Origin of the sequence: Vibrio sp. 1F263, from assembly GCF_041439035.1 — a bacterium.
GTDB classification, from domain to species: Bacteria; Pseudomonadota; Gammaproteobacteria; order Enterobacterales; family Vibrionaceae; genus Vibrio; species Vibrio tasmaniensis_A.
In genome coordinates this window covers 1-11,077 of sequence record NZ_JBGONI010000063.1, presented here as the reverse complement: position 1 = coordinate 11,077, position 11,077 = coordinate 1, and the positions used below count along the sequence as shown (strand labels likewise).

The window sequence follows — 11,077 nt, the reverse complement described above, 5'->3', positions numbered from 1 at the left end:
AGCTGACGCTGTTGGCTTAGTAGAAAAACTGTCAACGTATTTTAGGACGAGACAGGCTTAGTAGTGAGTAGTGTATTTAGATTCGCTAGGTGCGAATTTAGAGAATCAACTCACTAAAATCGACATTAAACTTCTGGGTTGAAGTAATCTAAAACCACTTCGTGGTGAGTCTTAGTCTTGAACTTGTTGAAGACGTGTTCAATCTGACCTTCTTCATCAATTAGAAAGCTAATACGGTGCAGACCGTCGTACACTTTACCCATAAATTTCTTCTCGCCCCAAACACCAAACTGTTCAGCAACACTGTGGTCTTCATCAGATAGAAGTGTGAAGTTCAGAGATTTCTTCGCAACGAAATTTGGTAGGCGTTTAACTGGGTCAACACTCACACCAAGAACAACCACATTCAGATCATCAAGCTGTGCTTTGATATCACGCAGGCCTTCCGCTTGCACAATACAACCTGGAGTCATTGCTTTTGGGTAAAAATAGAAAAGGACTTTTTTACCTTTGAAGTCACCAAGAGATACGATATTGCCATCTTGATCTGGAAGAGAAAAAGCAGGTGCTGGAACACCAGCCGTTAGCGTATTCATGATATTTCCTTTTTAAAAACTGTTTTTGATAAAGTTGAGCGAGCCTTGTACAGATAGGCTCTGACACAGCGCGTCGAATTCTTCTTGTAGCTGCATCAAATTACATTCTGATTGCACAGAAGCGGTAATAGAGATATGGAATTGGTCGTTGTCGAGCTGAACTTTAGATTTATTGATGGTTCGCGCACTTAACGAATCGAGGCCGATGTTTCGGTCTGCGAAGAACTGGGTAAACTGCTCGGTAAGGCCGATTTTATCGTCTGACTCAACGAACACCTCTACTGTGTAAGAGTTCTCAATCACATCATGAGTTGAGGTTCGCTTCATAATCGTAATCAAGTCGTGCTCTTGTCCAAGCAAGGGCAGGGTGGTTTCAACGCGGGTGATGTTGTTTGCCTTTCCAGACAGTAGCATGATAAGCGTAAATTCTTCGCCAAATTGAGCGATACGGCTATCAATAATGTTACAGCCTGATTGGGTGACTAAATGAACCACTTGGTTGCATACACCTGGGCGATCAGTGCCCACAGCTGTGATTACTAGATGTTGAGTCATAAAATCACGTCTCTTATATTCCATTGATTCATGCATGTTAGCACAGTTAGCTAGAGGAATAAGTGTGTGCTTGGGGCTTTTATGAGGCACTTTGCTTCAAATATGTAACAAGTAATAGGAATATTTAGAGTGTTCAAAATTCAAAGAGTGGCGTGAGAGCATTGCTTACTTGTTACTGACATCTAGTGCTGAGCTATTCGCTAGATTGAGTGTAGGTTACCCAAATTCTAGGTCGAACGCCGTTATAAGTCGTTTTACCTCAAACATACGACAATATTTACTGCAGATGTTGCTGGTAAGCCACTTTAATGTCTTGTGTTTATTGATTGGCTTACAGTAACATGCAAAAAGAATAAATTAAGGGAGATAGACATGTTTTCAGGAAGTATCGTTGCGCTAGTTACACCATTTAATGCAGATGGTGAAGTGGATTTCGACAGCCTTAAAAAGTTAGTTGATCACCATGTTGCAGCAGGTAGTGATGGTCTGGTTGCGGTTGGCACAACTGGTGAGTCTTCAACACTCACTATTGAAGAGCATGTCAAAGTCGTCAATAAGGTCGTTGAATTTGCTGATGGCCGTATTCCTGTTATCGCTGGTACGGGTGCAAACGCAACTCACGAATCTGTACTTTTCAGCCGTTTGCTCAATGGTTCTGGTATTGCTGGTTGCCTGAGCGTAACGCCGTACTACAACAAACCGACTCAAGAAGGTTTGTACCAACATTACAAAGCAATTGCTGAAGTCAGTGACGTTCCACAGATCCTTTACAATGTACCTGGTCGCACTGCGGTAGACTTGTTGCCAGAAACGGTTGCTCGTCTTGCCGAGATCGAAAACATCGTTGCACTTAAAGATGCGACGGGTGATCTTGAAAGAATTGCAATTCACCGTGAACTTTGTGGCGAAGACTTTATCTTACTAAGTGGTGATGACTTAACAGGTCTTGAATTTGTTAAGCGTGGTGGCGATGGCGTGATCTCTGTAACGAACAATGTTGCAGCTGCTGATATGGCGACTATGTTCAAGCTAGCGAAGGAAGGCAAGTTTGAGGAAGCTGAAGCGATCAATGAGCGTTTGATGCCTCTACATAAGAATTTGTTCGTTGAGTCTAACCCTATTCCCGTAAAATGGGCGGTTCACAAAATGGGTCTGATTGCTGAAGGTGGCTTACGTCTACCACTGACTGAACTGTCAAAACCAGCTCAACCTGTTGTTGCTCAAGCAATGACTGAAGCGTGCATTTACTAAAAACGTATAAAGCAATGCCGAAGCGAACCTTCGGCATTTAGGAGTATAAATGAAGTATTCTCACCAGCTAGTGATCGGTTCACTGGCTGTTTTCGTTCTTACAGCATGTTCTGGCAGCCCGACTCAACGTCGCCAAGCCAAAGATGATTTTGAATACTTAGAAACACCTGAGTTTTCACAATGGCAATTGCCTGAAGATGCTCAGCCTCAGTTTTACCCAAACTTTGATATCCCAAGCGGTGAATTCAGTGGTGGTACCGGTCGTCAAGTGGATATTCGTCCTCCTCAACAGGTTCTTGAACTGATCCCAGGTGCTCGTACTGAGCGTCAAAATGGTGAAGTGACGTTATGGCTCCTTCGTGCTGAAGAGGCTGACCGAGTATGGCAAACGGCTGTAGATATGCTGACCCAGCGTAATATCGGCATTCGTGAACAGTCAGAAAATGACATTGAGACTGATTGGGTAACTTGGGTTTCTGAAGATGAAGAAGTCGAGATTGGTAGCCGCTATTCTCTCTCTCGTTTCCAAGCGAACAATCGCCATGGCTTCAAGATTAATCTGATTGATTGGCGTGAAGGTTCTGAAGAGAAACCAGTATCGGCAACCAATAAAGAGCGTTACAACGCGTTCTTGACGAATCTAGTGATGGCGAGATACGATGCAGATCTTCGTGCTGAAGCTGCGTTGAAAGCGCAAGAGTTGGTGAAACGTATTCCTATCTCAATGGGTTCGGACCGCAGTGGTTTCCCTGTGATCATTGCTCGTACGCCATATAACGTATTGTGGCAACGTCTACCTACCTTGCTACCGACGATGGGCTTTGAACTTGAAGAGCGTAATCAGTCTCAAGGTACAGTGAAAGCTAAGTATGCAGCGCCAGATGATGAATTCTGGGAAGAGATTGGCCTACAGCCTATTGACTTAGCGCCAGGTACTTACACTTTCTTGTTTGGTGATCTTGGCAACCGTACATCGATTAACGTAACGGATGCAACAGGTAAGCCTGTAGAAGAAGAGCTACTTAAGTCAATGGTACCGGTATTGGCACACGTTGCAGACCAAACCAAAGACAAGAAAGAAGCAAAATCTGAATAAGCACTGAGCAAATTTAGAAGAAAAAAAAAGAGGACATACAATGTCCTCTTTTTTATGTTTGTTAGTCAGTGTTTTATGTGCGTGTTGTCAATTTATGTTGTCATTTCGCTAACAAGAAGTCACACGCGCCTGACTTGTTGGGGCTAGCGCATCAAGGGCGTTAGGCTAAGTATTTTTGCTGTTAGTAGACTCATCTTTTTGAGCTTTCTCTTGGTTCTGTTTATCCAATTGATTGAGCTTGTCTAAGTCTTTTTCTGTTTTGTTACGACCTGTCAGATCCATATTAGCGGTCTGTTTGAGCGCAGCAATATTACCCACCACAACGCTAACTACGATGATGATGATAACCCAAGGGTTTGTAAGCCACTCTAACATAAGCGCTCCTAATGACTGATATTCGCGACGAAGCGCGCATAGATCTCGTCTAGCTGCTCCGCAATAATTTCATACCCTAATATTGGCTTAGATTGGAGTTGCTTGCCAAGTAAAGTGGGAGATAACTGTGATAAACACAACTGTGAAACTTTACGGTGGCTTATATGCCAAGGTTCTATTGCCACACCACCAAGGTCTTGGCTGTAAGGAAAGAAGAATCCAAACTGAGATGCGTTGGCAGACAGCCATTGGTAAAACACTTGCTGGTGGCCAGTGAGGTATTCCCATGGTTCCAGTTGTAGCTGAGTACCCTCAGGTAAGTGATTGCGAGCAAAGACATCAAAGTCACAACCCCAATGGTGACGACTCGCTCCGGGAAGCGCAGACCACCTAAGAATCGCCGACAACTTTTGATGTTCACTGAGTGTTGAAGCATCAAGTGGTTGGCTTTCTGAGTCTAATATCGGTGCTTCACCAGAAAACTTGCGGTTCCAAATCAGAGATTGCCTTTCATAGTCGCGAAAGCCACTGGCAATCTCCATTTTAAAACCAGCGAGTTGAGCAGCTTCAATCAAGTTGTTCAGTTCATCTTTGACGTCACTGTGGACCAAGAAGGTCTTGGTGCCAATCAGGTTAGGTTCTAGATGAGAATCTGATTGTCCGGTTAGCTGCTCTGGTGTCATAACGTGTCTCTCAATAATTAGATGCTATGAATCGCTGATGAAAAAACTACTTAGCGAACAGGTTCACTAATGTTCTTTCGTACATGTCAGTTAGTTTCTCTAAATCAGCCACTTTCACGCACTCGTTAACTTTGTGAATGGTTGCATTCACAGGGCCTAGTTCTACCACTTGTCCCTTCATGCGAGCAATAAAGCGTCCGTCAGAAGTACCACCTGTGGTAAGCAGTGCCGGCTTAACATCATTCACGTGACCTACTGCATCGACAATAGCATCAAGCAACGAGCCTGCGTCGGTTAAGAACGGGTCGCCATTGAATGTCCATTTTAAATCGTATTCGAAATCGTACTTGTCGAGTGTATTTGTGATTCTTTCAACGATGATGTCGTTGTTTAACTCTGTACTAAAGCGAAGGTTAAACTGAACATTAAATTCACCAGGAATCACGTTTGATGCGCCAGTGCCCGCACTTACATTTGGGATCTGGAAGCTGGTTGGTGGGAAATAATCATTACCTTTGTCCCACTCGGTCGTCGCCAATTCATTGATCGCAAGCAGAGAGCTGTGTACCGGGTTGTTCGCAAGGTGAGGGTAGGCAACGTGACCTTGTGTGCCTTTAATCGTTAGATCGCCAGTGATAGAACCACGACGGCCGTTCTTTACGACATCACCTACGTACTCAGTACTTGATGGTTCGCCAACAATACACATGTCGATGTTCTCACCACGAGCCATCAATGCTTCGACAACGCGCACTGTCCCGTTGATGAACGGGCCTTCTTCATCTGACGTGATAAGGAAACCGATTGAGCCTGTGTGATCAGGGTGCTTAGCAATGAACTGTTCTACAGCCACAACCATTGAAGCCAGAGAACCTTTCATATCTGCCGCGCCGCGACCGTGCAGGAAACCATCTATAATAGTCGGTTCGAATGGCTTAGTGTTCCACTGCTCAATTGGGCCTGCAGGTACAACATCAGTGTGACCAGCAAAAGCAAATAGGGGGGCTTCGGTACCACGGCGAGCCCAGAAGTTCGTCGTATCTTCAAATACCATCACTTCGATTTCAAAACCTAGCGCTTTTAAGCGTTCAATCATCAGGTCTTGGCAGCCTGCATCTTCTGGTGTTACCGATTGACGGCTGATTAGGTCTTTTGCCAGAGCCAAAGTTGGGCTGTCTGTCATCCTTGAGTTCCTTGTTTAAATTAAACGTCTAGTCATTAATTTCAGGCGTTGAACAGGGGAAGTTCAACGCTTTGTTATCTGTTCTAATACAGCTGATTACGCAAAAATAGCAGCGTATTGATCAGCTTTGAAGCCAATATGAAGCTTGCCATCGACTTTCAAGATAGGGCGCTTGATCATTGCTGGTTGTTCAACAAGCAGAATTACGGCTTTTTCTTCCGTTAATGTGTCTTTTTGCTCTTGAGAAAGTTGGCGATAAGTCGTACCACGTTTGTTTAGCACAAGCTCCCAACCAAGCTCTGAACAGAAGCTTGTTACTAATTCTTCAGTGATGCCTTGTTTGCGATAATCGTGAAATTCGAACTCGATACCTTCAGCTTCTAGCCATTTTTTTGCTTTTTTGATGGTGTCGCAATTCGGAATGCCAAACATAGTGATAGTCATTATTCTTCCTTTGGGTGATTTTATTTCGTTGTTATGAGTTGAATCCTATCAGGAAGCGGCAATTCAGACAAAATAGAGTGAGGAATATTTCATAGAGTGAAAAAAAACAGTAAGAAAATGTCACTATTGGAGACTTATTGATCAGCCTCAACATGTTGTCAGCAAAAAAAGAAATAATTGAGTTGCACATATATAGGAGGTGTCAATGGAGTTGAGTCCTGTTTTTGCAAGGCGGCTATATTTAGCATTGTTAGTGGAAAGCCTTGATAGGCCAAATGTGCCTAAACTCATCGAAAAAACGGGGTGGCCTCGTCGTACTATTCAAGATGTACTCAAGGCGTTACCGGGGATCGGTATTGAACTTATGTTTGTTCAAGATGGGCGACGTCATAATGATGGCTATTACCAATTATCCGACTGGGGGCCATTTGACAGTCAATGGGTTATCCAGCGTAAAGGCGATATAGCAACAAGCCTTGGATTTAGTGCATAAGCCAGCGAAAGCTGGCTTTCTTCTTTCTTCTTTCTTCTTTCTTCTCCTTACCGATTACCGATTACCGATAAGTCGAATTAGCGACACTGATAAGCGGTGCCCAACATGGTTACGGAAGTCGCAAAATCTTGGGGAAGTGTGAAAATTACGGTGTCCGCACCTAATCCAATAGCATTGGACTTTAGCTCATTCATTGCGCCTTGAATCAGAGTGTCGTTCGGGTAAAACAGATAACTATACCAGTGGCCTTCGCTGCCGGTGACTTCCCCTTTATATTCGCACTCGTTGATATCAATCAGTCCGTGGTAATCCATTTGTACTTGGTCAGATTTGCTATGTGGGACTGTTGTCGGTGTCGTGCACCCGACTAATATGCCTGTCATAGCTAAAGCGACTAATTCCTTTTTCATACATTTATCCTGCTATTTCATCAAATAAATCGCGAAACCTACCCAGCTTGCGATCAATAGTAACCACGGCAATTTGCTGGCGTGATTTGATGTTGTTTCAACAATTGTGTCTACATTGCTCTCTTCGTCTAGATTAGTTTGTTGAGTTTGCTTCTCTTTCTGTACGCGTTTTCTTGCTTTATCGGCTTGGCGGCTGCGTTCTTTTTGCTGTTTCTTGTAAAGTGCGATGCCTTTTTCGATACCTTGAGCAATTAATTTTGTTTGTTCTTTGGTTTGAGCTGGCTTTTGCGTCGCTTTGGCTATCTTCAGTGCTTCTTGTTGAGATTCAACAGACGGTGTATTAGTTTTCTTTTTCATACTGAGTTCGACAATTAAAACGGATTAACCAATAAGATAACGCAAACCTAGTTAAGTATGAATGATTTGCGTTAAAGTGTTGGTTTGAAAACAAGTGAAAGTGAGAGTTGTGCGGTACTCCATAGAACAATACGATAAACACGGCTTTTTGAAAGCCCCAATCTTATTATGGTTAGGTTGGCTGTTTCTTGCGAAAGCTTTGGTCGTTTTCATTGTTGCGGGCGCAAGCCGAGAGTCGGGAACGGATATTCTTGAGACCATCTATCCAGACCACCAGATGTTTTATGTCGGGATTGCGTTGAGTGTCCCTAGTTTGTTATTGATGTGGTTGTTTGGACTAAGATCTCCAGATAGAAAGCGCCTTAACAAAGTCGTGTCATGGGGACGTTGGGTTACCATGATGGCTATCTTGGCACAGGGCTCCCATACAATTTATTTAATCTATTTGGATAACGGATGGTTCCGTTGGTCAAATGCTATCACCCTATTATTGCTCCTCTGGTTAGCGCTTTATTTAACCAATAGCCATGCCGCTAGGGATTGCTTTAAAGTGGTTGAGCACGAAGACTGATTCTCATCAAAACATTTGTACCATTCACAATTATACTTAGAAGCTAAAACTGGAAGGAATAATCTATGCTTAATGTTTCAAATGAGCAGCCTAACGTTCAAAGTGCTATTTTGCCTGAAGCTGGGCCTTTCGCTCTTTACGTTCAACTTAAAGTGAACGCTAATACTGCTAATGTACTAGCAGAAATTCAAAAGCTTCCGACTCTAATCGACGAGCTAAACCAAACTCAACCTGATGCGAACCTAACGGCGTCGGTAGCATTCTCAAAAGCTTTTTGGGATAAGTTTGAGCAAGCTGCTCCCTCTGATCTAATTGATTTTCCTGCGCTTGGTGAAGGTGATATCACAGCACCGAGCACACTGTCTGATGTTCTGATTCACTGTCATTCAAACCGACATGACCTACACTTCTTCATCCTACGTAAATTGCTATCTGAAGTAGCTGCGGACGTGGAAGTGGTTGATGAAACTTACGGTTACCGTTTCCTAGACTCACGTGACATGACTGATTTCGTTGATGGCACTGAAAACCCGAAAGATGCACAGCGCGCTGAAGTGGCTATTGTGCCTGAAGGTAAATTCGCGGGTGGTAGCTACGTAATGGTGCAACGTTTTGTGCATAACCTACCAGCTTGGAATAGATTAAACGTATCGGCACAAGAGAAAGTGATTGGCCGTACTAAGCCAGATTCGATCGAGCTAGACGATGTTCCAGCGGCGTCTCACGTTGGCCGTGTGGATATCAAAGAAGAAGGCAAGGGTCTTAAAATCGTTCGTCATAGCCTGCCTTACGGCACAGCAACGGGCGATCACGGCTTACTGTTCATTGCTTACTGTAACGTTCGTCATAACTTCGATGCGATGTTAGAGAGCATGTACGGCGAAACAGATGGCAAAACAGACCAACTGCTTCGCTTTACTAAAGCCGTTACTGGCGCTTACTACTTTGCTCCTTCAGCTGAGATGTTGAGTGCATTAACGATTAAGTAAGTCGTCTCAAATAGAATAAACAAGGGAGCCTCAAGGCTCCTTTTTTTAAAGTTTTATATAAATAGGTCGATACAAGAGCAATCGTAAGTTTTATCATCTTTTTGTAAGTGTAGGTCTATGGCTATAACTGTTAATACAAATGTTTCAGCATTAGTGGCTCAGAGGAATCTCTCTAATGCCAATAACATGCTGAACCAATCTTTGGAGCGCTTGGCTTCAGGGAGTCGTATTAATAGTGCAAAAGACGATGCTGCTGGCTTACAAATCTCTAATCGATTAGAAACACAGATGAGCGGCATCGATGTTGCGGTTCGAAATGCTAACGATGGTATCTCCATTATGCAGACAGCAGAAGGGGCGATGAATGAAACCACTAATATCATGCAACGCATGCGAGACCTGTCACTGCAAGCGACTAATGGTTCGAATAGCCAATCGGAAAGGACGGCTATTCAAGAAGAAGTAACCGCCTTAAATGATGAGTTAAACCGAATTGCGGAAACCACTTCATTTGGTGGGAAAAAGCTCCTTAACGGCAGTTTTGGTAGTTCGTCATTTCAAATTGGTGGCAGCTCTGGTGAAGCGGTGCAGATAAGTTTGAAAAACATGCGCACTGATGACATCAACATGGGCGGCTTTAGCTATGTTGCCAATGGCATGGCAAGTGACTCGTGGGAAGTTAAATCTAACCAAACAGATATGACGATGGCGTTTACCGATCGTTTTGGTCAGCCTCAAGAGATCAACATTAACGCCAAAGCGGGCGATGACATTGAAGAGCTAGCGACTTATATCAATGGTCAAACGGATCTGGTTTCGGCTTCCGTCAATGATGAAGGGCAGCTTCAGATCTATATGTCAGGCGAAGACACGGCAGGCACGATCTCTTTCTCAGGCTCGTTAGCCAGTGAGCTTTCGATGTCGGCGGGTTATTACGAGTCAGTCGATGATATTAATGTCACTGATGTTGGTGGAGCACAGCGCGCCGTGTCTATTTTGGATACAGCGATGAAGTATGTTGATAGTCACCGTTCTGAACTCGGGGCGATGCAAAACCGCTTTGACCATGCGATTAATAACCTTGAAAATGTTCATGAGAACTTGGGGGCATCAAACAGTCGAATCAAAGATACAGACTACGCCAAAGAAACCACTCAAATGCTCAAACAACAAATACTGCAGCAAGTCAGTACCACTATTTTAGCTCAAGCTAAGCAAGCGCCGAACTTAGCTTTAACGCTGCTAGGCTAATAAATTAGGTTAATTCTTATAAAGGTATTCTCGGTTAACTAAAGTCCTTTGGTTAATTAAAACACAATATTTCCCCCGGCTGACGTTTCGACAACTTTAGCCTTTTTCTCATCTTTTTTTGATAATTTCACTGCCAGTCACGCTTTCTTATCCTTTCTCGCTATTTCTTTAATTTTGTTGCTTTTTTTCTAAAGGTTTCAGCATTCACGCCGTTATTAAAAGTAACTTAGAGATAACTACTTGGTTTTCCGAGACGTCGGAAGCCGCTATACCGGAAAATCAATTGGAGAAATCACCATGGCAGTGAATGTAAATACCAACGTATCAGCAATGACAGCACAACGTTACCTAAACAGTGCAAACAGCGCTCAACAAACATCAATGGAACGCCTATCTTCAGGCTCTAAAATCAACAGCGCAAAAGATGACGCTGCTGGCCTACAAATCTCGAACCGTTTGAACGTTCAGAGTCGCGGTCTTGATGTTGCTGTACGTAACGCGAACGATGGTATCTCTATCGCTCAAACAGCAGAAGGTGCGATGAATGAAACATCAAACATTCTACAACGTATGCGTGATTTGTCTTTGCAATCAACAAACGGTTCAAATACTAAATCTGACCGTGTAGCAATCCAAGAAGAAGTAACGGCGCTTAATGATGAATTAAATCGTATCGCTGAAACAACCTCTTTTGGTGGCAACAAGCTGCTTAACGGTACTCACGGTACTAAGTCATTCCAAATTGGTGCAGACAATGGTGAGGCAGTAATGCTTCAACTGAAAGACATGCGCTCTGATAACGACCAGATGGGCGGAAGCAGCT

The 11,077-nt window shown here is 43.5% G+C and carries 14 protein-coding genes and 1 pseudogene; 7 read left to right on the top strand and 8 right to left on the bottom strand.

Going from position 1 to position 11,077, the window contains the following annotated elements; translation table 11 throughout:
• Positions 1-125: 125 nt before the first annotated feature.
• Entirely contained in the window at positions 126-596 is a 471-nt protein-coding gene (gene bcp, locus ACED25_RS22035) for a thioredoxin-dependent thiol peroxidase (protein WP_371696100.1), read from the bottom strand.
• 12 nt (positions 597-608) lie between these two features.
• On the bottom strand, positions 609-1,151 hold the full coding sequence (locus ACED25_RS22030) for a glycine cleavage system protein R (RefSeq protein WP_009847377.1): 543 nt from the start codon (positions 1,149-1,151) through the stop codon (positions 609-611).
• Between the two features lie 372 nt (positions 1,152-1,523).
• On the opposite strand from ACED25_RS22030, the gene dapA reads away from it, so the two are divergent.
• Complete coding sequence (dapA, locus tag ACED25_RS22025) at positions 1,524-2,402, top strand: 4-hydroxy-tetrahydrodipicolinate synthase (protein ID WP_135381675.1); 879 nt, start codon at positions 1,524-1,526, stop codon at positions 2,400-2,402.
• Between the two features lie 49 nt (positions 2,403-2,451).
• Positions 2,452-3,498 carry an outer membrane protein assembly factor BamC gene (bamC, locus tag ACED25_RS22020; protein ID WP_371696098.1) on the top strand — a complete coding sequence of 349 codons (1,047 nt, stop codon included), beginning with the start codon at positions 2,452-2,454 and terminating at the stop codon, positions 3,496-3,498.
• 165 nt (positions 3,499-3,663) lie between these two features.
• On the opposite strand, the gene ACED25_RS22015 is transcribed toward bamC, so the two are convergent.
• From ACED25_RS22015 to ACED25_RS22000, 4 genes are all read right to left on the bottom strand, one after another.
• On the bottom strand, positions 3,664-3,873 hold the full coding sequence (locus ACED25_RS22015) for a DUF2897 family protein (protein ID WP_135384107.1): 210 nt from the start codon (positions 3,871-3,873) through the stop codon (positions 3,664-3,666).
• 8 nt (positions 3,874-3,881) lie between these two features.
• Positions 3,882-4,556, bottom strand: coding sequence for a M15 family metallopeptidase (locus tag ACED25_RS22010; protein ID WP_017103647.1), 675 nt, complete (start codon positions 4,554-4,556; stop codon positions 3,882-3,884).
• A 46-nt stretch (positions 4,557-4,602) separates the two neighbouring features.
• Entirely contained in the window at positions 4,603-5,739 is a 1,137-nt protein-coding gene (dapE, locus tag ACED25_RS22005; RefSeq protein ID WP_012604571.1) for a succinyl-diaminopimelate desuccinylase, read from the bottom strand.
• A gap of 96 nt (positions 5,740-5,835) precedes the next feature.
• Positions 5,836-6,183 carry an ArsC family reductase gene (locus tag ACED25_RS22000; RefSeq protein WP_012604570.1) on the bottom strand — a complete coding sequence of 116 codons (348 nt, stop codon included), beginning with the start codon at positions 6,181-6,183 and terminating at the stop codon, positions 5,836-5,838.
• A 205-nt stretch (positions 6,184-6,388) separates the two neighbouring features.
• Here ACED25_RS22000 and ACED25_RS21995 point away from each other — a divergent pair, with 205 nt between their 5' ends.
• Complete coding sequence (locus ACED25_RS21995) at positions 6,389-6,676, top strand: helix-turn-helix domain-containing protein (RefSeq protein ID WP_004734273.1); 288 nt, start codon at positions 6,389-6,391, stop codon at positions 6,674-6,676.
• A gap of 77 nt (positions 6,677-6,753) precedes the next feature.
• Here the strand turns inward: ACED25_RS21995 and ACED25_RS21990 are convergent, their stop codons facing one another.
• Both ACED25_RS21990 and ACED25_RS21985 read right to left on the bottom strand, forming a co-directional pair.
• A complete protein-coding gene (locus ACED25_RS21990) occupies positions 6,754-7,086 on the bottom strand; it encodes a DUF4156 domain-containing protein (RefSeq protein ID WP_371696096.1) in 333 nt (110 codons plus the stop codon).
• 12 nt (positions 7,087-7,098) lie between these two features.
• Positions 7,099-7,443: a DUF2956 domain-containing protein gene (locus tag ACED25_RS21985; RefSeq protein WP_135381670.1), complete on the bottom strand. Its 345-nt coding sequence runs from the start codon at positions 7,441-7,443 to the stop codon at positions 7,099-7,101.
• A gap of 109 nt (positions 7,444-7,552) precedes the next feature.
• Here ACED25_RS21985 and ACED25_RS21980 point away from each other — a divergent pair, with 109 nt between their 5' ends.
• The 4 genes and pseudogenes from ACED25_RS21980 to ACED25_RS21965 form a co-directional block, all read left to right on the top strand.
• Positions 7,553-8,014, top strand: coding sequence for a DUF2919 domain-containing protein (locus ACED25_RS21980; RefSeq protein WP_032499208.1), 462 nt, complete (start codon positions 7,553-7,555; stop codon positions 8,012-8,014).
• A gap of 65 nt (positions 8,015-8,079) precedes the next feature.
• The gene (locus tag ACED25_RS21975; protein ID WP_371696095.1) at positions 8,080-9,003 is read left to right on the top strand and encodes a Dyp-type peroxidase; all 924 of its coding nucleotides are present in this window, start codon (positions 8,080-8,082) and stop codon (positions 9,001-9,003) included.
• 117 nt (positions 9,004-9,120) lie between these two features.
• Positions 9,121-10,254 (top strand): flagellin, encoded by a 1,134-nt coding sequence (locus ACED25_RS21970; protein ID WP_371696094.1) that lies wholly within the window; start codon positions 9,121-9,123, stop codon positions 10,252-10,254.
• Between the two features lie 297 nt (positions 10,255-10,551).
• A pseudogene (locus ACED25_RS21965) lies at positions 10,552-11,077 on the top strand (flagellin); the annotation flags it as partial.

What these genes read in the sequence shown, in the direction of transcription:
- ACED25_RS21970 (WP_371696094.1), top strand. Translation starts at nt 9,121, where the DNA reads ATGGCTATAACTGTTAATACAAATGTTTCAGCATTAGTGGCTCAGAGG.
- ACED25_RS22010 (WP_017103647.1), bottom strand. Translation starts at nt 4,556, where the DNA reads ATGACACCAGAGCAGCTAACCGGACAATCAGATTCTCATCTAGAACCT.
- ACED25_RS22015 (WP_135384107.1), bottom strand. Translation starts at nt 3,873, where the DNA reads ATGTTAGAGTGGCTTACAAACCCTTGGGTTATCATCATCATCGTAGTT.
- dapE (WP_012604571.1), bottom strand. Translation starts at nt 5,739, where the DNA reads ATGACAGACAGCCCAACTTTGGCTCTGGCAAAAGACCTAATCAGCCGT.
- ACED25_RS22000 (WP_012604570.1), bottom strand. Translation starts at nt 6,183, where the DNA reads ATGACTATCACTATGTTTGGCATTCCGAATTGCGACACCATCAAAAAA.
- ACED25_RS21995 (WP_004734273.1), top strand. Translation starts at nt 6,389, where the DNA reads ATGGAGTTGAGTCCTGTTTTTGCAAGGCGGCTATATTTAGCATTGTTA.
- ACED25_RS21985 (WP_135381670.1), bottom strand. Translation starts at nt 7,443, where the DNA reads ATGAAAAAGAAAACTAATACACCGTCTGTTGAATCTCAACAAGAAGCA.
- ACED25_RS21990 (WP_371696096.1), bottom strand. Translation starts at nt 7,086, where the DNA reads ATGAAAAAGGAATTAGTCGCTTTAGCTATGACAGGCATATTAGTCGGG.
- ACED25_RS21975 (WP_371696095.1), top strand. Translation starts at nt 8,080, where the DNA reads ATGCTTAATGTTTCAAATGAGCAGCCTAACGTTCAAAGTGCTATTTTG.
- ACED25_RS22030 (WP_009847377.1), bottom strand. Translation starts at nt 1,151, where the DNA reads ATGACTCAACATCTAGTAATCACAGCTGTGGGCACTGATCGCCCAGGT.
- dapA (WP_135381675.1), top strand. Translation starts at nt 1,524, where the DNA reads ATGTTTTCAGGAAGTATCGTTGCGCTAGTTACACCATTTAATGCAGAT.
- bamC (WP_371696098.1), top strand. Translation starts at nt 2,452, where the DNA reads ATGAAGTATTCTCACCAGCTAGTGATCGGTTCACTGGCTGTTTTCGTT.
- bcp (WP_371696100.1), bottom strand. Translation starts at nt 596, where the DNA reads ATGAATACGCTAACGGCTGGTGTTCCAGCACCTGCTTTTTCTCTTCCA.